The 18354-nt window shown below is 63.0% G+C and carries 19 protein-coding genes; 10 read left to right on the top strand and 9 right to left on the bottom strand.

All coding sequences use genetic code 11. The annotated features are described in order from the left end of the window. Positions 1-60: 60 nt before the first annotated feature. The 5 genes from JGU71_RS22345 to JGU71_RS22365 all read left to right on the top strand — a co-directional run bounded on the left by JGU71_RS22345 (position 61) and on the right by JGU71_RS22365 (position 3957). A complete protein-coding gene (locus JGU71_RS22345; protein WP_199706711.1) occupies positions 61-1410 on the top strand; it encodes a sensor histidine kinase in 1350 nt (449 codons plus the stop codon). Positions 1411-1430: 20 nt separating this feature from the next. Then, the gene (locus JGU71_RS22350; protein WP_199706712.1) at positions 1431-2078 is read left to right on the top strand and encodes a LuxR C-terminal-related transcriptional regulator; all 648 of its coding nucleotides are present in this window, start codon (positions 1431-1433) and stop codon (positions 2076-2078) included. A gap of 17 nt (positions 2079-2095) precedes the next feature. Next, positions 2096-2830, top strand: coding sequence for a DUF429 domain-containing protein (locus JGU71_RS22355; RefSeq protein WP_199706713.1), 735 nt, complete (start codon positions 2096-2098; stop codon positions 2828-2830). Between the two features lie 93 nt (positions 2831-2923). Beyond that, the gene (locus JGU71_RS22360) at positions 2924-3433 is read left to right on the top strand and encodes a monooxygenase family protein (protein ID WP_199706715.1); all 510 of its coding nucleotides are present in this window, start codon (positions 2924-2926) and stop codon (positions 3431-3433) included. Further along, positions 3433-3957 (top strand): DinB family protein, encoded by a 525-nt coding sequence (locus JGU71_RS22365; RefSeq protein WP_199706717.1) that lies wholly within the window; start codon positions 3433-3435, stop codon positions 3955-3957. The genes JGU71_RS22360 and JGU71_RS22365 overlap by 1 nt, the downstream gene beginning before the upstream one ends. Before the next feature lie 123 nt (positions 3958-4080). Here JGU71_RS22365 and JGU71_RS22370 read toward each other — a convergent pair whose 3' ends face one another. Beyond that, complete coding sequence (locus JGU71_RS22370) at positions 4081-4710, bottom strand: winged helix-turn-helix transcriptional regulator (protein ID WP_199706719.1); 630 nt, start codon at positions 4708-4710, stop codon at positions 4081-4083. A gap of 81 nt (positions 4711-4791) precedes the next feature. On the opposite strand from JGU71_RS22370, the gene JGU71_RS22375 reads away from it, so the two are divergent. Beyond that, positions 4792-5676 carry an alpha/beta fold hydrolase gene (locus JGU71_RS22375; RefSeq protein WP_199706721.1) on the top strand — a complete coding sequence of 295 codons (885 nt, stop codon included), beginning with the start codon at positions 4792-4794 and terminating at the stop codon, positions 5674-5676. 35 nt (positions 5677-5711) lie between these two features. Further along, a complete protein-coding gene (locus JGU71_RS22380) occupies positions 5712-6746 on the top strand; it encodes a CE1 family esterase (protein WP_199706723.1) in 1035 nt (344 codons plus the stop codon). 441 nt (positions 6747-7187) lie between these two features. Here JGU71_RS22380 and JGU71_RS22385 read toward each other — a convergent pair whose 3' ends face one another. Next, positions 7188-7742, bottom strand: a complete 555-nt coding sequence (locus JGU71_RS22385; RefSeq protein WP_199706725.1) for a peroxiredoxin-like family protein — start codon at positions 7740-7742, stop codon at positions 7188-7190. Next, on the bottom strand, positions 7739-8827 hold the full coding sequence (locus tag JGU71_RS22390) for an oxygenase MpaB family protein (RefSeq protein WP_199706727.1): 1089 nt from the start codon (positions 8825-8827) through the stop codon (positions 7739-7741). The genes JGU71_RS22385 and JGU71_RS22390 overlap by 4 nt, the downstream gene beginning before the upstream one ends. Before the next feature lie 182 nt (positions 8828-9009). Between JGU71_RS22390 and JGU71_RS22395 the strand changes: the two genes are divergently transcribed. After that, the gene (locus JGU71_RS22395; RefSeq protein ID WP_199706729.1) at positions 9010-9666 is read left to right on the top strand and encodes a TetR/AcrR family transcriptional regulator; all 657 of its coding nucleotides are present in this window, start codon (positions 9010-9012) and stop codon (positions 9664-9666) included. A 34-nt stretch (positions 9667-9700) separates the two neighbouring features. On the opposite strand, the gene JGU71_RS22400 is transcribed toward JGU71_RS22395, so the two are convergent. From JGU71_RS22400 to JGU71_RS22425, 6 genes are all read right to left on the bottom strand, one after another. Next, on the bottom strand, positions 9701-10204 hold the full coding sequence (locus JGU71_RS22400; protein WP_199706731.1) for a DinB family protein: 504 nt from the start codon (positions 10202-10204) through the stop codon (positions 9701-9703). A 223-nt stretch (positions 10205-10427) separates the two neighbouring features. Continuing rightward, positions 10428-10763 carry a YnfA family protein gene (locus tag JGU71_RS22405; protein ID WP_199706733.1) on the bottom strand — a complete coding sequence of 112 codons (336 nt, stop codon included), beginning with the start codon at positions 10761-10763 and terminating at the stop codon, positions 10428-10430. Positions 10764-10803: 40 nt separating this feature from the next. Continuing rightward, on the bottom strand, positions 10804-11841 hold the full coding sequence (locus tag JGU71_RS22410; protein WP_199706735.1) for an alpha/beta hydrolase: 1038 nt from the start codon (positions 11839-11841) through the stop codon (positions 10804-10806). Positions 11842-11994: 153 nt separating this feature from the next. Then, positions 11995-12243 carry a F0F1 ATP synthase subunit C gene (locus JGU71_RS22415; protein WP_199706737.1) on the bottom strand — a complete coding sequence of 83 codons (249 nt, stop codon included), beginning with the start codon at positions 12241-12243 and terminating at the stop codon, positions 11995-11997. A gap of 34 nt (positions 12244-12277) precedes the next feature. Further along, entirely contained in the window at positions 12278-13513 is a 1236-nt protein-coding gene (locus tag JGU71_RS22420; protein ID WP_199706739.1) for a glycosyltransferase, read from the bottom strand. Next, positions 13513-14157: a TetR/AcrR family transcriptional regulator gene (locus JGU71_RS22425; protein WP_199706740.1), complete on the bottom strand. Its 645-nt coding sequence runs from the start codon at positions 14155-14157 to the stop codon at positions 13513-13515. Before JGU71_RS22425 ends, JGU71_RS22420 begins: the two co-directional genes overlap by 1 nt. 139 nt (positions 14158-14296) lie before the next feature. Between JGU71_RS22425 and JGU71_RS22430 the strand changes: the two genes are divergently transcribed. Both JGU71_RS22430 and JGU71_RS22435 read left to right on the top strand, forming a co-directional pair. Beyond that, positions 14297-14983, top strand: coding sequence for a hypothetical protein (locus JGU71_RS22430; RefSeq protein ID WP_199706742.1), 687 nt, complete (start codon positions 14297-14299; stop codon positions 14981-14983). A 71-nt stretch (positions 14984-15054) separates the two neighbouring features. Then, a complete protein-coding gene (locus JGU71_RS22435; protein WP_307829773.1) occupies positions 15055-18345 on the top strand; it encodes an arabinosyltransferase domain-containing protein in 3291 nt (1096 codons plus the stop codon). Positions 18346-18354 lie beyond the last annotated feature (9 nt).

The following is an 18354-nucleotide window of genomic DNA, read 5'->3' on the forward strand; positions in this document are numbered from 1 at the left end:
ACCACCGGTCAGCGGGTCGGCACTATCGAAAGCGGCCACTTCGCCCGCAAGGATCGAGATATGACAGAAACGGTCTATGCGCAATTCTCGACCTACGCGGAGGCGAATGCGGCCGTAGGCAAGACTGGACGGGTGCCCACGACGTTGTTGCGAGCGCCCATCGACGCGCAGACTTGGCGCGATGCTGCGTACGTGCTCCTCGGAACGTTCCTCGGCCCAGTCGGAATTGCCTATCTCTACGCCGGTTTCGGTGCCGGTCTGCTGCTGACGGTCGTTCTGGTCGGCATTCCACTGCTTGCAGCTGTCGTCGTGGGTAGTCGGATCTTCGGTCACATATATCGCGGGCTTGCGATGGGATTGCTGCGGACCGACGTCGAGGCGCCGTTGGAGTTCCGGTCACGGCCGGGTCTACTTGGGTTCGTTCGGTCCGGACTCACCGATCGTGACGGGTGGCGGGCCGTCGTGTTCGTCCTCGTCAAGTCGGTACTCGGCCCAGTCCTCGGCTACCTGGTGCTTACCTTTGCGGCGATGTCGGCATTCGTCGCGATATCGCCGATCCCGTGGTGGCTGTTCCATCCGGTCAACATCGACTCCGCCGGCGTCGAGCGTCATTCGATCGTCCAGTTCGGAGACGTCTACTTCGAGACCTGGCCCCAGATGCTCGCCTTCTCTGCACTCGGTTTCGTGTGTGTGTTCATTGCACCGTGGCCCATCCGAGCTGTCGCCTCTCTCGACCGACACCTCGTGCAGGCGCTGCTGGGAAAGACCAAGGGCGATGCACGGGTCGAACAACTCGAGCATGCACGCACGACCGTCGTCGAAGATTCGGCAGCGACGCTGCGGCGGGTCGAGCGTGATCTGCACGACGGCACCCAAGCGCGGCTTGTCACCATGGCAATGGCGTTGGGCCGAGCCGAGGAGAAGCTCGCAACCGGTGGGGAAGCAACAGCTTTGGTCTCGGACGCACACGCAACGGCAAAAGAGGCGCTCCGTGAGCTTCGCGAGGTAGTGCGCGGAATCCACCCTCCCGCACTCGATCTCGGACTCGGCGCCGCACTCGAGACGCTCGCCTCGCGCAGTCCCGTCCCCGTCGACTGCACCGTCCACCTCGCGACGCGGCCCTCCCCCGGCATCGAGGCGATCGCCTACTTCTCGGTGGCCGAACTGCTGACCAACGTCGCCAAACATGCGAACGCAACCAAGATCTGGCTCGACATCCGCGACGTGGGCACGCTGCTGACGATCACTGTGCGCGACAACGGCATCGGCGGCGCCGACCCGATCGGCGGTACCGGACTGGCGGGGCTGCGGTCGCGCGCGGAGACCGTCGACGGACACCTGGACGTGACGAGTCCGATCGGTGGGCCGACCGTCGTGACGATCGCTCTTCCGACAGGATGGACGTCGTGACTGCAAATACGGTGGCATCCATGCGCATTGTTATCGCCGAGGACAGCGTCATCCTTCGCGACGGTCTCGCCCAACTCCTGATCGATCGCGGTCACGACGTCGTTGCCATGGTGGGAGATGCGGAGTCACTTGGCCCGGCGGTCGACGAGCACCGGCCGGACGTCGCCGTCGTGGATGTGCGAATGCCGCCCACGTTCACCGACGAAGGCCTGATTGCAGCGATCACGCTACGTCGTCGCCATCCCGAGATCGGTGTGCTCGTCTTCTCGCAGTGGATCGAAACACGCTATGCAGCAGAGCTTCTCGCAGGCAACGCGGCAGGTGTCGGCTACCTGCTCAAAGACAGGGTCGCCGATGTCAGCGAGTTCGTCGACGCTTTGACGCGAGTCGCGTGTGGTGGCACCGCACTGGACCCTGAGGTGGTGAGCCAATTGATGGGGTCGTCGCGGCAGCGCGACGAGTTGGACCGCCTCACCCCACGCGAGCGCGAGGTGCTCACGCTGATGGCGCAGGGCCTGTCCAATTCCGCGATCGCGTCCACGTTGGTCGTCACCGATCGTGCCGTGGAGAAGCACATCGGCAACATCTTCACCAAACTCGACCTACCGCCGTCGGACACCCACCATCGCCGAGTGCTCGCCGTCGTCAAGCAGTTGGGTCGGGTCTGAGAAGTTACTGTGCAGCTATGAGAACCGTCGGTGTCGACCTTGCTGCCGAGCCGGCGAAAAGCGCTCTGGCGATACTGGATTGGACGCCCGGACGCGTGCAGGTCGTCGACCTGCGGATGGGTGTCAGCGATGCGGAGATCGTCGCGGCTGCGGACGGCGCTGACCGAGTAGGTATCGATGCTCCATTCGGCTGGCCGGACGCCTTCGTCGCATTCGTTTCGGCTCATCACGAACACCGATCTCCCGCAACATCTCTCGCGTCTCGTGAAGATCGACGACCGTTGACCAAGCGGCGCACCGACATCGTCGTCCAGGAAACCACCGGCGTCGTCCCGCTCAGCGTCTCGGCTGATCGGATCGCACACGTCGCACTTCGATGTGCGGGCCTTCTGACGGAACTGAGGTCCGCCGGCATCGATGTCGGTCGCGTCGACGGTGTCGCCGTCGAGGTCTATCCCGCCGCGGCATTACGACGCTGGGGGCTACGGAATCGTGGTTACAAGGGCGGCGCGCAGGACGGTTTCGCAGGCTTGCTCGACGCTTTCGACGCCGCGACGCCGTGGCTCGACCTAGGAGACTTTCGGGCGACGTTCCGAGCGACCGACGACGCGTTCGACGCTGTTGTCGCAGCGTTTATCGCTCGTGCAGCAGCCTGTGCTGCAACAACATTGCCGAGTGCGCGCGAGTGGGACGTCGCGTCGCGTGAGGGCTGGATTCATTTACCTACCGGGGCGCTTGCCGATCTCGTCTGACAGCCGCGAAATATTTCCGGGATCGAACTACCCATGTCGTTGCTACGTTTATCTACATATCCTGGAGTCCAGCGCGGAGGGAGGTGACGCAGTGTGAAGGTGAACCGTCTGACCGCAGATCTGTCCGACTACCCCGACCTCGTCGTCGTCTACCTGGGGATGCGCGTCAACAAGCCACGTGGAATCCTGCGACTCCTCGGCATCGGTCCGAAGCTCTACAAATCTCACAAAGACCAACCCGACGGTCTGCTGCTGCACGAGGACATCATCTGGTCGTTGTTTCCGCCGCACTGGGGTGCGCGGCAATATTGGCGTGACCTCGACAGTCTCGAACTTTGGACTCGTTCCGATCCACACAAGCAGTGGTGGCAGAAGTTCTTGAAAGATTCGGGCGGGACAGGATTCTGGCACGAGGCCTACTTCATGAGCGGAGGTATCGACACGTTCTACGACGACATGTCCACGCCGACCGGCATCGGCAGATTCGCGCCGACCAATAGCGCTCGTGGAGCGGCGTTTTCGACTCGTCGCCGCATCAACGGTGTTCGGCCGAAGGTTCCGCCCGTCGTCGCCGAGAGCGACCTCTACAACGAACCGGCCTGATGACGCGTCTCGACCTCGTTCGCTGGCAGTTCGACCTGACCTGGTCGCTGTTCGAAATTCACCTCGACGCGCTGACCGACGACGACTTTCTATGGGAGCCCGCGGAGGTTTGCTGGACCGTTCGCATCGGAAGCGACGGACTGTGGCGACCCGACTGGGACGAAAACGAACTCGATCCTGTCCCCGTGCCGACCATCGGCTGGATCTCGTGGCACATCGGGTGGTGGTGGTCGGTCGCTCTCGACCACCTCTACCAGCGGACCGTGCGCGAGCGAACTGACATCTTGTGGCCGGGCAGCGGTGGGTCGGCGATCGTGTGGTTGCGAGGGTTGAAAGACGAGTACCTGGCGCTGCTCGGTCGTATGTCCGACGACGATCTCGAGGCCGCCGCCACATTTCCGTGGCCAGGTGAATCCGACAAAACCGTCGCTCACACACTCGCATGGTTGAACGCGGAACTGATGAAGAACGTCGCCGAGATCGGTCAGCTTCGGCTGATCCGCGCTGCGCGGGCTGGTCGATAGCGCGGCCCGAGTCAGAGGACGGGCCGCCGCTTCCCATGGTTTCCCACCGGCGGCCCGCCTGGCTCGAGAATACCAGCCTTCGAACGTGCGTTCTATACGGCTGCAGGCTCGAACCGCGAGAGATCAGGCTGCTGCGAAGACGTCGCGGACGACTGACTCGTCGCCGTCGATCTCGATCACACCGAAGGCACGGGCGTCGGTGAGAGTTAGGGCGCCGGCGGCCAGTCCGAGAATGTAAGCGGGTTCTCCGCGGACGGTGGCGTCGAGTTGGCTGCCGTCGTGTGGGCCGACTTCGAAGCCGGACTGCGTCGCGCGGAGTTGTAGAGGTTGGTCGCCGAAGTCGAGGCCGACTGTCGCCGATGGACGGTCCTTGACCCGCGTGTCGAGCAGGGCGGGGACGGCGAGGCCGAGCCACTCGGGTCGGAAGGAGTCGCCTTCGGGTCCGCGGACCATCAGCGGGGTGGACCAGCGGATCAGGCTCTCGATCGGCTGGCGTAGTTCGGCTCCCCACTGCGTCAAGGCGTACTCGACGACGTTGCCCTCGCTGGCTAGTTGCCGCTCGATCACGCCCAGGGACTCGAGTTCTCGTAGTCGACCAGCGAGGAGGTTGGTCGCAATGCCAGGTAGGCCGTCGACCAGGTCGCGGTAGCGGGCCGGGGAAATGAGCAGTTGGCGGACGATGAGCAAGTTCCACCTGTCGCCTACGACCTCCAGCGACCGGGCGAGCCCGCAGTATTGGCCGTAGCTTCGCATCAATTCCTCCTATCGCTTGATCTTCTCAAGTGCGCATGACATTCTCAAGCGCATCTTGCAGCCGAGTGTAGGGGGACCACCATGGCCGACACCACCAGAAGTGTTCGACCCGCATGGGTCGACGACGAACTCTTTCCGTTCGACAGCAGATTCGTCGATATCGACGGGCACACCGTGCATTACATCGACGAAGGAACGGGACCAACGCTGCTGTTCCTGCACGGCAATCCGACTTGGTCATTCCTCTGGCGCGAGGTGATCCTCGCGCTTCGAGGCGACTTCCGGTGCATCGCGCTCGACTACCCGGGCTTCGGACTGTCCACGGCCAAAGTCGGCTACCGCTACCTGCCCGAAGAACACGCAGATCTCGTCACCGGTTTCATCGACGCGCTCGGCCTGACTGGGGTGACGCTGGTCGGGCAGGACTGGGGTGGCCCGATCGGTCTGGCCGCCGCACGGCGACGGCCGGGTGTCGTCGATCGGCTGGTACTTGCCAACACCTGGGCCTGGCCGGTCAATGGGATTCTCCATTTCGAGGCATTCTCTCGCATCGTCGGCGGACTCCCGTTTCGATTCTTGGTCCGGCGGTTCAACCTTCTCGTCGATGCGTTCATCCCTACCGGTCACCGACGTCGAAAGCCGACGTCGGCCGAGATGACTCACTACAATCGTGCGCTCGACACCGCCGAGCGGCGCCAGGCCTCTGCCGTGCTTCCTGGCCGTATTCTCGCGAGCCGGGCCTTCTTCGTCGAGTTGGAAGACGGCCTTGCTGACCTCGCCCACCTACCGACCCTGATCGTGTGGGGTGACGCCGACATCGCCTTCCGACCTCAGGAGCGCGAGCGCCTGGAAGCAACGTTCACAGACCACACGACCGTTATCGTCGAAGGCGCTGGGACGTACGTCGAGTCAGATGCGCCGGAAGAGTTCGTCGCTGCCATTCGTAATTGGGAATCGACGCACTGATTGCCGGTTCCGACCGCGGCGTACCGTCGCATGTGATGACCCATTTGCGTCCACTTACGTTCCTGTTGCCCATACTCCTTGTGCTGGCGCTGGCCGCCTGTTCCGAAGATCGCGGTGATACCGGTGAAAAAGAGACGGTAGCTGCGGCGCGCGAATCCGTCGGCTGCGAAATCGGTCAGCCAGCCGCGGGGCGCACGGAAGTGACCATGACGAGCGGCGGCCGCGAACGCTCCTACATCCGCTACGTGCCTCAAGAACTGTTGCCGGGCAAGGCAGTTCCGCTCGTGCTCGACCTCACCGCGTACTCACCCGCAAGCACCGAAGAGTCGTTCAGCGGGTTCACCAAACCCGACGCCGCGGGGAGAGTCAAGGCCGATGATGTCGGCGCCGTCGTCATTACACCCGAGCCGGTCAACGGTGCCGGGCCGCTACTCACCTGGAACTACGTCGACAAACCGGGGTGGACGGACGACCAGCTGTTCGTCAGCGACCTGCTCGACGACGTTGAGGCCGCCACCTGTATCGACACTGATCGGGTGTTGGTAATGGGCTTCGCCGTCGGCGGGGTGTTCGGCTCGATCTTGGCCTGCGACCAAACTGACCGGTTCGCCGCACTGGTTACTGTCTCGGGCCTCTACAGCCCTACCTCCTGTTCACCGTCCAAGCCACTTCCGGTGCTGTCCTTCCACGGCACGGCCGACCGGTTCATCCCGTTCGACGGCGGAGTCGGCAGTGGCGCAGGCGAACTCGGGCTCACCGAGGAGACGACGGCAGGCATGTTGTTCATGGGCCGGCGAGACGGTGCACTCCAATCGTCACAGGCGTGGGCCGACCACGACGGCTGCACCGTCGGGCCGACCGATACACCCGTCACCGACGGAGTCACCCGAAAGGCATGGTCCGGATGCACGAATGGCACCGTCGTCGAGCTGTACGTCCTCGACGGCGGTGAACACACGTGGCCCGGCAGCAATGGGATGGACGCTCTCACAGGGCTTCTCGGGCCAGTCACCGACGCTGTAGTCGCAAACGACGTGATCTGGGATTTCTTCGAAGCGCATACTCGTTGACAGCGGCCATCGACTGGGTCCAATGAGCAGTTCACGGAAAGATCGAGGCGTGGCACTTCCGAGATGGCGGCGGATCAGAGACGGGGTCTTGCTGGCCACGCTGGCAGTGTTCGCGATTGTCTACGTCGGTTTCGGCGTCAAGTATTCGAATCCGAACTGGATATTCTCCCCGCCCAACGCCTTTCGCTTCGAAGGTCGGATTTATCAACCAAGCTACTTCGAACCGACTGAGACGCTTCCACCTCGGTCCGGTCACAGCTACGAGAAAATAGGATCACTAATCCCATTCGGTCAGTCGATCTACGGACTCCGAGGAGTCAAGCTGCATATGGGCCTCTTCGTGCATTGGCACGGGAAGTACGTGCAATACGGGATCCTCGGTGGCCCCTAGCGCAGCACACCCGGCAAAGCCGCTCCGAGACCGAGCGTCGCCGTCCACCTTCAGGTCGTAGCAATGCGTGCACTCGCTGTCAGTAGTGCCTCGACAATCTCGTCCGCGGGGGCGATCTCGCTCGCCCGATGGGCGCGGAATTCCCAAACCACTTGTGCGCCTCCGCGTGTGGCGACGAACGCACCGCCGAGTTGTGCATTGTCGCCCGTCCTTTGATAGGGGTAGACCCCATTCCGAACGAGACCGATCAAGGGGGCAATGTTTGTCGGTCCGTGCGCAGCGCGCCACGCTCGGGTGAGTCCCATGGTGCGATAGAGCGACTGGTCGGCGGTCGTCAGGATCGGGAACCTGGTTTCGGAGCGTTTGCGAAAGGTGAACGCCTGGATAGGGGTTCCAAGTCCGATCAGGACGACATTGGCGCCGGCCGCCGTGATGTCGTCGTAGCTCGTGTTGAGGTCGACTGCTTGTTTCAGCGCGAACGCGCTGCCGAACTGGCGCAGGAATACGAGCGCTACCGGACCGTTCTGCCAGAAGTCCTGGATCTCGTGGTGGTGGTGACGGTCGTCGAGGAGTCGTTCGGTCGAGATCACATCGACTCGGCTCATTGCTTGGCCTCCTGCAATCCTGCTTGTACCGGTTGATCGATCGTGTGTTGCAGCGTGCCGCCTTTACCTTGTTGGAGGGTGAGGCCGGGATTGTGGGTAAAGGGAACCTTCCCCGTTTCAGAGGTATGGCGGAGGGCGTTGTGCGCATAGCCCCACATCTCGTACCCGACGAACGGCACGATCAAGTGGTCGACGATCGGGTGGTTCACGACCTTGGCGACCTGCTTGATGACGACAGCGGACAGAGTGGTGCGCAACCGGATGTTCGCGAGTCCGCCGATTTCGCGCACATACGGACTCATCAGTGGAACCGACGCCCAAAACAGAATGCGCACAAACGGATTGATCGCTCCCAGCGGCCACACCGGAGTCCATGGCGGCGATGTGAGGAAGTCGAGAATTTCCTGAGCAGGGCGGGTGAACGCCATGATGTTCCGCTCGGCGTTCGCCACCCAGGCGTCCACGTCCTCGGGCGTAAGGGGCAGTTCTCCCGTGGGGATTCCTAGCAACTCGGCGACGATGTGCTGTTCGGCGTAGAACTGCCGCTCGTCTTCCACGGTTGCGTTCGGATCGCCGTAAGCCTTGTACGCGCGCCATAGGAGCTGCCAGCCCGCGATATAGGTGAACTTCAACGCGTCGACATGGTTGGCGCGAAACTGCTCACCGGAACCGGGGATCTCACCGTTGACGTGCGAATGCTTGCGGAACAGGTCACGACCGACCTTGTCTGCGGTCGCGCTGTCACCGAATACCGCACCGGCGAAGAACAACAGACTCCGTCGCGTCCGGCCAAGCGTGTCGTAGTAGTAGACGGTGTGTTGCCCCACGCCATAGGCACCGACTGGATCGAGCATGGCGAGGAACAGACCGGACATCGCGCCCATCCCGGCAACCAGTACGTTTTCGTAGACCTTCCAGCTGATTGAGTCGGGACCGAAGTACCCGCCGTCGATTCGCGGGGACTCGGCCAAGGCGAGCGCCTTCTTGCCGTTTTTGCCGTGCAGCCCGAGCAGGAAGTCGAACTTCCGATCAGCCGCTCGACGCTCGTCGGGAGTTTTGCTGAGCATTTCACTGACAAAGCTCATAAGACCTGCCCTCACTTCGTTGTACGGGAACTGAACCGGTCCGCCGGACGACTCCCGTCGAGCGTGATGACCATTTCATATTAGACCATAATTTGAATTGCAACATAATATGCTGGGTGGGCGTATGGCAAGGCCGTTCCACTCGGACGGGCGCGCTAGCGTTGACGCGCAAAGGAGGACAGATGCCGAAGGCGTTGACGCGCGACGAATTGCAAGCGCAGACCCGCGAGCTGATCGTCTCCGCGGCGGAGCGAGTGTTCCTGGCGCGCGGCTACCACGCGACGACGATCGCCCAGATCGCTGACGAGGCCGGCCGCACCCATGGGTCGATCTACGGAAACTTTGCCGGAAAAGAGGACTTATGCCTGCAGGTGCTGCGCAGACATTTTCAACACGTCCTCGAAGGTCTGTCCACCGCGGTCCTGACCGCCGCTGGAGAGACCGCCAAAATGTCTGCAACACAACAACAGTGGGAGAAGCTCCTCGAAGAACCGGCATGGATCCGGCTCGCGGCGGACTTCACGATCGCCACCCGCAGCGACCCAGCCCTCGAAAAGTCCAACCGTGACACCATCGACGGATTCACCGCAGGCATCCGAATTCTGATCCTTGCGCAGGCGAATACTCTTGGCGTGCAGGCCGTCGACCACGAACTGCTCGAGCGGGCCGGCGCAGCGCTGCTGGCCACCGGGGTCGGATTGGCCGTCGGATATGCCTTGGGCGCAACGTCACACGAACTCACTGTCGCGTCGTTCCTCGACAGCGTCGAACTATGGTTCCGCCGAATGGATATCCAATCGCAACCGTTCCCTGACCGGGTCGACGATCACCAAGGCTAAGCGGCGGTACTTTCGGTCTCCGACGGAACGTGCGCTACGAAATCCGCTGTCCCAGTGCCGGTTCGTCGATCTGTTCGCGGAGTATGTCGCCATGACCCGCGTGCCTGGCGAACTCTTGGATCATCGCGAGCAGTGTCCATCGCATGCTGACGGTGCCCTCGCCGGGAAAGTCCTTGGTGTCGTCGAGGTCGTAGCGGGATGCGATGTCACGTGAGCGTCGGCTCGCGCGTTCGAACTCGGCGATAACATCCTCCACCGACTCGTCTGCGGTCACTGCGAAGGTGCCTTCGTCGCGGCGCGAGTAACCGTCGCATTCGGATTCGTCCAGTTCGGCCCAAAACCGTTGGAACCAAATACGTTCCGCGGCGGCAGCATGCTTGAGCAACGAGATCGGTGTCGTCAGTGACGCAACGAGTCGTCGGCGCGCATCGGTGTCGGACAGTCCCCGCGCCGTTTCGATCAGCGCTTCGCGGTTGCGGTCCAGCGTGTTCTCGATGAGGGCTCGCTCGGTGCCGTTGGTGATTCGGTTGGTAGACATAGGTTTTCACTCCATCTCTGTGGTGCATGCAAGGTTCGTCCGGCGTCGACAACGACCGGGAAATGAGGCATTCGATTTCGCTCGTCGCGCGAAGAGTGGCGAGGCGGCGTGTGATACAGCCCGGTCTACCCGGCCGGTGCTGCGGATTCAGCGTATAGCAACGCGACCCGAATCGGGAGACGGAAGTGTCACGTCCCAGCCGATCGAGCCCGCCTGCACACGACTAGGCGCTACGCGGTGAATACATGATGACGGCAACGCCGATCAGACAGATCGACGCGCCGAGTACGTCCCAGCGGTCGGGACGAAACCCGTCCAAAACCATTCCCCACGCGAGCGATCCTGCGACGAAGATTCCGCCGTATGCAGCGAGGATTCGACCGAAGTTCGCGTCCGGTTGCAGGGTGGCGACAAATCCGTAGGCACCGAGGGCGACCACTCCAGCGCCGATCCAGACCCAGCCGCGATGTTCGCGGACGCCCTGCCAGATCAACCAGGCTCCGCCGATCTCGGCAATTGCAGCGAGAACGAACAGCAGGATCGAACGCAGAACGGTCATGGCGGGAGTCTATGGATGACTCCTGCGGGCCGTTGAACGCCTAACCTGCCGCAGGCAATTCCGCGCACACGGCGACTTCACAAATGAACTCGCCGATTTCTTCCAGCGATTGTCGTGCCTCGGGAACAAATGCCTCGGCTGCCTGGAACACGTGCACCTGCCCGGCCCACGTCTTCAGCTCGACCGGCACTCGGGCCGCCTGCAACCGCTCGGTCATCAGCTCCGCGTCGTAGATCAAACCTTCGACCGCCGAGGCGTGAATCAGCGTCGGCGGCATCTTCGTCAGGTCTTCGGCGGTCGGTTCGACAAGCGGACCGGGTACACCGTCGACAAGGACACGCTCGTTCGCTTGCAGAATGATCTGCTCGAGAGCCGTGAAGCATTTGGCTGTGAAGATGGGGTCGGTCCGTGAATTGGGATGACTCAATTTTCCGGCGGGATCGAGCTCGGTCAGCGGTGACATCGCGACGATGCCCGCAGGTGGCGTCAGCCCCTCGCTGATCAAGGTGAGCGCAACCATAAACGTGAGGTAGCCGCCGGCGGAATCACCTGCGACGACGATCTGGTCCGGCCGATATCCACGCGCAAGCAGCCACCGGTAGCCGTCGACGCAGTCCTGCACCGCGTCCGACATCGGCGAGTGCGGCGCCATCCGATAGTCGACGCTCAATACCGGCGCGTCGGCCAAACGCGAGAGCGTCGATACGATTCGCACGTGGGTGTTCAGGCCACATGCAATGAACGCTCCGCCGTGCAGGTAGAGAATCGCCCGGCCCGATCCGTCAGCTGGCGCAACACCTTTCGCCCGTACGAGTTCGCTGCCGCAGTTGTTCAGCCGGACCGGTTGCCGCACGGTCCCCTTCGGCGGAATCATGACGAACCGCGCCAACCAATCGACGATTCCGGTCGGCAGTGGCCAATGAAACACATACGTCAGTAGGTGCAGAGCAGGCCGCACGGTATAGCGCAGTCCCGTAGTCAAGCAACGCCCCTGCCAGCTGATCGACTCTTCCCGAAACACCAAACGCCCAGGTAGGGAGCGGACGTGATCGGAGTGCGCGTTGCGAGCTGCGGTCATCGTGTTCTGCCTTTCTGGTGGCGCCGGTGCCACGCAGCGACAATACCCGACTGACGTATCACTCGTCGAACAATGCTCAGGTTGGGCCACCACGAACGGGCTACCAGTGCTCACTTTTCGGTCAAATCGCGACACTGTTAGCCCGTTCGTCGGCTACCCACCAGGCGTGGCAAAAACGAACAGCGCCATAAACGCGATGTTGATGAAGAACGCGGCTTCGACAAGACCGACGGTGATGAGAAACGGCGTGAACAGGCGAGACTGCGCCTCGGGTTGCCGCGTCACCCCCTCGATGAACTTCGCTCCAGCCAAGCCGTCGCCGACCCCGACTGCAATGGCTCCCCCGGCCAGCGCGATCGAGCCCGCGATCAAGGCGTCCCCCATCAGTGCTTCGCTTGCCATTCCATTCCTCTCGTTATGCTCGAGCGACGATTCGCTATGCGCGGATCAGCTTTTCGACCGTGGTCACGACCATCGCGGCGCCGTCTTCCTCGGCGATCCGGCCTGCCAGGTCCTGGGCAGCAGCTCGGTGGCTCGGCTCGCTCAGGGCCGCATCGATCGCCTTGGCCAGTCGATCCGCCGTGAGCTTGGGCCGTGGCACCGTCGCGGCGCTCGCACCGAGGTCGTGCAGACGTCGCGCCCAGAACGGTTGATCGCCACCCGGCGACGGAATGGCGATGGTCGGCAATCCCGCGCGCAGCGCGGCACCGGTAGTTCCTGCCCCGCATGAATGCGCAACGGCGGCAACTTTTTCGAACAACCAATCGTGCGGTACGGAACCGACCGTCATGACACCGTCGCCGACGACATCGAGTCCTGCCCCGCCGGCCTGAACCACCCCGCGCACACCGACCTGCACCAGCGCCTCGTGGATCGTTTCCGATAGGCGAGCCGCATCGTCTTTGCCGAGAATCAAGCTGCCCAATCCGAGAAAGACCGGCGCAGAACCGGATTCGAGGAACGACACCAACTCCGCCGGCGGTTCCCAGCCGATCGGGCGTTGCGGCCACCAGTATCCAGTCACTTCGAGGCCGGGTCGCCAATCCTGCGGACGCGGCACGACAGTCGGTGAAAAGCCATGCAGTATGGGCCATTCCGCGGCAGTGCGCTCCTGCCGCAGCTTCCGTGCGGACTTCGCCGGGAGTCCGAGCTGGTTTCGGAAGCCCGCAATCGTCTTGCCGTAGAGGCGGTCCATCAATCCTGCTGCTCGGCGCCCGGCGCTGCGGTTCACCATCGAACCGCCGGACCAGGCTCCCATCAGCGACGGCGGGAAGGCGGACGTCTTCGACAACGGTTGCAGCCGCACACCGATGCTCGGAATATTTCTCGCCTCGGCGAGCGGATGTCCGGCAAGTTCGGCGAATGGCGTCAGCAACAAGACATCTGCCGGTACCTCGTCGAATGCGGCAAGCAGGTTCTCACCGAGCTTGCGCATACCGCTCGGCCGCACGAGCTTCATTGCCTCCTTGAGTGGATCTTTCATGTCCGGGTCGACATCGAGTTCGACGTCGATTGCCCGAGCCTGGAGTCCGCAGCCCTCGATTTCCTCGACGAGGTCCGGCGTTGTCGTCATAACGACGTCATGGCCGGCGTCGACGAACTTACGACCGAAATCGGTCAGCGGAACCAGGTCACCTCGCGAGCCGTAGGCCGCGATCACAATTCTTGCCACTACTCCCCCGTTTCGTTGTGTGCTCGAGTTGCCAGATCGAACGCGACGACGAGATCTTCGCCGTACGCGTGGATATCGAAGTCCGGATCACTTGCCGACTTCAGCACTGCGTTACCGATTGCGCCACTCACCGCAAGACTGATGGAACTCGGTGACAGCGAGCGGAATTCGCCGTTTTCGACCCCTGCTGTGAGAATCGTTGCGAGCTCCAGCTTGGCCAGTTCTGCCAGCTTGGCGGGAGGCAGATCGACGCCCAACTCACCGAGCCGTCCGCCCGAGCGGCTTCGATAGTTCGACGCAATCTCCATCAAGGCGAGTTGATGCGATCGGTGCGTTGCGATGTAGGACGTGTGTGCCCGAATGTGCGCCGCGAGCTTGCCTGCGGCGGTCGTTTCCTGCTCGACGAACGGCAACATGATGTCGATGAGCGACCTGTACAACTCTGCGACGATCGCAGCGACGAGGTCGTCCTTGTTCCCGAAGTGGTAGAGCACGACGCTCATCGCCACGCCGACGCGCTCCGCGATCTTGCGCACGGATGCCTGGTGGTATCCGAGTTCGGCAATCGCCTCGATCGCGTACTCCACGATCTGGGCACGACGCGCCGTCTCCGTGAAGGTCGAGCTGCCGTCTTTAGATCGCATGATCGAACTATAGATCAGGTGATCTAATCGCGCAATTTCCATGACACGGCAAGCAGGTTTGCCGTCCCGCCGCGCGGGTATTTCGTGCGAGGACTGCACGCTCCGAAGAACTCAGCACGTACTAGGCAAAGGGGATTTCATGCGAAAAGCGGCCTTGATTGCGGGCGTAGCTATCGTGGTCGCGGGTTGCGGCAGCGACTCCGGCTCGTCCGAGTCGAGCGATGCAGCTTCGGACAGCTCAACCGCTTCGAGCGCGAACACAGCCGCAAGCAGCCCGACCGTCGAACCCGGCCGCGAGAAGAACGACGGCGCCGACCAAGTCCCCGAATGCGGTACCACTAAGCGCAAACCGAACACCGAAAAGCCGCCGGCACAGCATATTCCGATGGAGCTGTGCGATGCGGCAGTGCTCGAAGACGGCAAAGGCGGCGAACTCGAGTTCACCGTCGAAGCAATCAAGACGGACCTACCCTGCACAGCGAAAGACGCAGAGGCCGCACCGAAGAACGGTCACATCGTCACCGCGTTCGTGTCGGCGAAAACGAGCCCGCAATTCGACGCAACGATCTTGCCGACCGGCCTGAACGGTCCACCCTCAGGCGCGGGCTGGTCGATTCTCAATGCAGAAGGCGCAACGGAGCCCGACATATCTTCCAATGCCAGCGAACGATGCTTTCCCATCGACTGGCCTTCCCTGACGCCCGACAAGACGTACCGCTTCCGGGTCGCGTTCGATGTGCCGAGCGACAGCGGTGCACTGGTGTTCGTGCCTACCACTTTGCCGAGTGCACAGTTGCAATCGCCGAGTTGGCAGTGGAATTTCTAGTCACGTAGACGCCTACACGCTGACCACGCGAAATCGGGTCCGCGGGCACCACTCGGCTAGCGTGGTGCTCCGTGACGGAAAGCAAGGGGGCGGTGCGGCGTTCGGCCGCTGCTGAGCCCGCCACGACAGCAGCCAGCAATCGACCGACGAACAAGGCGCGGTTGGTCGCAATCCTCAGCGCGTCGATTGCGGTCCTCGCTGCTCTCGCTTTGCCGTTCCTTCCGGTAGAGCAGGCGCAGTCGAACGTCTCGTGGCCGCAGGCAGGCGATGTTTCCTCTGTGACGGCACCGTTGGTGTCGTACGCGCCGCAACAGCTGAGTGCGGCCATTCCGTGCACCGCGATCGACCGCCTTGCAGACTCCGGCGGCGTCGTCGTATCGACGATTCCACGGCAGTCTCCCGAATTCGAACGCTACGGCTTCGTCGTCAAAGTCGTTGCCGCCGAGGCAGACCGCACCGGCCGGGTCGACGTCGTCTCGCGCAACACCCTGCTGTGGTCGGCGCCGGTCGACACACTGCGAAACCAGCCGTGCGCCCTCGCCGTGTCGATCGACCCGACCCGCGCGACGGTGACGACGACAGGTGCCGAGACCAGCGCCGATACGACGAACAACGGTGATCTGCGTCCACAGACGGTCGGCTTGTTCAGTGAGTTGACCGGCGCCGCACCGGACGGCCTGAGCGCCGGTGTCGTGGTCGACTCGCGGTTCTCCTCGTCACCGACGCTCCTCAAATATTTGCTGCTGATCCTCTGTGGACTGGCGACGGTGACGTCGTTGGTCGCGCTGCATCACCTCGACGGAACCGACCGGCGCGCGACGCGACGTTTGCTCCCTGCGCGCTGGTGGTCTGTCCGACCGGTGGACGCCGTCGTGTTCGGCACCCTCGTGGTGTGGCACTTCATCGGTGCGAACACCTCCGATGACGGCTATCAGCTCGGTATGGCACGGGCGGCTCACGACTCCGGCTACATCGCCAACTACTTCCGCTGGTTCGGCGTTCCCGAAGCGCCCTTCGGCACACCGTATTACGACATTCTGTCCTGGATGGCGAAGCTGTCGACGCTCAGCCCGTGGATGCGTCTACCTGCTCTGCTTGCCGGCATCCTCGCGTGGTGGATCATCAGTCGCGAGGTCATTCCACGTCTCGGTAATGCAGTTCGAAGCAGCTCGATCGCGGTGTGGACGAGCGCGCTGGTCTTCCTGTCGTTCTGGCTCCCTTACAACAACGGACTGCGCCCCGAGCCGATCGTCGCGCTCGGCGTTCTCCTGACGTGGTGCTCGGTCGAGCGAGCGATCGCAACGCGCCGTCTCCTACCCGCAGCTGTCGCCATTTTGATCGCGGGCTTCACGCTGACCGTCGGACCGTCCGGCCTGATCTGTATCGCAGCGCTGATCGCCGGGGCACGCCAGGTTGCCGCTATCGTCACCGAACGCGCTCGCAGCGTGGGCAAGCTCGCCCTCCTACTGCCTCTCATGGCGTCCGGGCTGGTCATTCTTGTCGCCGTTTTTGCAGATCAGACGCTTGCGTCGACGCGAGCGATGACCGAGGTGCACAGCAAGATCGGCCCGGGCGAGCCCTGGTTCTTCGAGTACCTGCGCTACCAGTACCTGTTGCAGATCAACTCCGACGGCTGGCTGACAAGACGTTTCGGGGTCTTCGTGATGGTGCTCGGTTTGCTGGTGTGCGCGACGACGATGCTGCGTCGAGGCGGCCGGATTCCTGGAACGGCGGCCGGACCGTCACTGCGAGTCGTCGGTGTCACCCTCGGTGGGATGGCGTTGATCATGTTCAACCCCACCAAGTGGACCCACCATTTCGGCGTCTTCGCCGGTCTCGCCGCAGTGGTAGCGGCCCTGACCGCGGTGGCGGTGAGCACACACGTGCTGCGCTCACTCCGTAACCGCGCCCTGTTCGCCGCTGCGGTGTTCTTCGCGCTCGCCTTGTCGTTCGTCGGCGCGAACGGCTACTGGTACGTCTCCAGTTGGGGCATCCCGTGGTGGGACAAGCCGCCGACGATCGCGGGCACCGGATTGTCGACCGCCGCCGCCGGCCTGGCCTTACTCGCGCTGCTGGCAGCAGCGTGGTTCCACATCCGACCGCCCCAACCCGGCCGCGACGATGTCATCGCCACCCGGATTGCGCGAGTTCCTGTATTGACCGTTGCCGCTGCTTTCATGGTGATGTTCGAAGTGTTGTCCTTCGTCAAAGCTGCTGCGGCACAGTTTCCCGCGTACTCGATAGCGAAATCGAACGTCGAAGAAGCCTTTGCGGGCGGGTGCGGACTGGCCGACGACGTTCTCGTCGAAGACGACCCGAACCAGTCGATGCTCGCACCCCTCGACGGGGACGTGGGCGACGCACTGGCGGGTCCGTCGACGACGGGTTTCACCCCGAACGGCGTCGCAGCAGACCTCACCTCCGATGAAACCGAGTCGACAACCGGGCAAGCGAACACCGTCTCGACCGACACCGAAGACGAGACGCCGCAGGAGAGTTCAGCAGGAACAGGTGGCGGCGCCGGACAACGCGGCGTCAACGGCAGCAACGTCGCGCTGCCGTTCGGACTCGATCCGGCCACGACTCCCGTGCTCGGCAGTTACCGCGAGGGCGAGCAGATCCCGGCAGCGTTGACCAGCTCGTGGTATCGGCTGCCCGCCGCCAACGAGAGCAATACACGCGGCGACATCATTGCCATCGCCGTAGCCGGCCGGATCCGCTCCGTCAACGCCGACGGCGTCGTCACGAACGGGCAGAATGTCGAGATCGAATACGGCACAACGCAACCCGACCGGACCGTGACGACGCTCGGACGGATCACGCCGATCGACATCGGTCCGTCGCCGACGTGGCGCAACCTGCGCGTGCCGCTCGATCAGCTGCCTTTCGAAGCCGACACCGTTCGCATCGTCGCAACCGACGCCGACCTCAACCGAGACCAATGGGTCGCCGTCACTCCCCCACGAGTACCGCAGACCCGAACGCTCTCGGACTTGGTCGGCACAGAGGCGCCCGTGTTGCTCGACTGGGCAGTTGGGCTGAACTTCCCGTGCCAGAACCTGGTGTCGACCGACGCTGGTGTCGCGCAGGAACCTGAGTATCGGATCCTGCCCGACCGAAACGGCGCGACGATCACCAACCTCTGGCAGGGCCGCGACGGCGGTGGACCACTCGGCTGGATCGATCTGCTCCTCGGAGCACGGACCATTCCGTCGTACCTCGACAACGATTGGGACCGGGATTGGGGGTCCATCGAGCAGTACTTCCCCCTCGATCCTGACGCCGCCCAAGCGCGCGTGACCGTCGATGACGTGCAGCGATCGGGAACTTGGAGTCCTGGGCCGATTCTGACTCAGTACTAGTCACCCGAC

It is taken from the genome of Antrihabitans stalagmiti (genome assembly GCF_016482825.1).
GTDB lineage: Bacteria > Actinomycetota > Actinomycetes > Mycobacteriales > Mycobacteriaceae > Antrihabitans > Antrihabitans stalagmiti.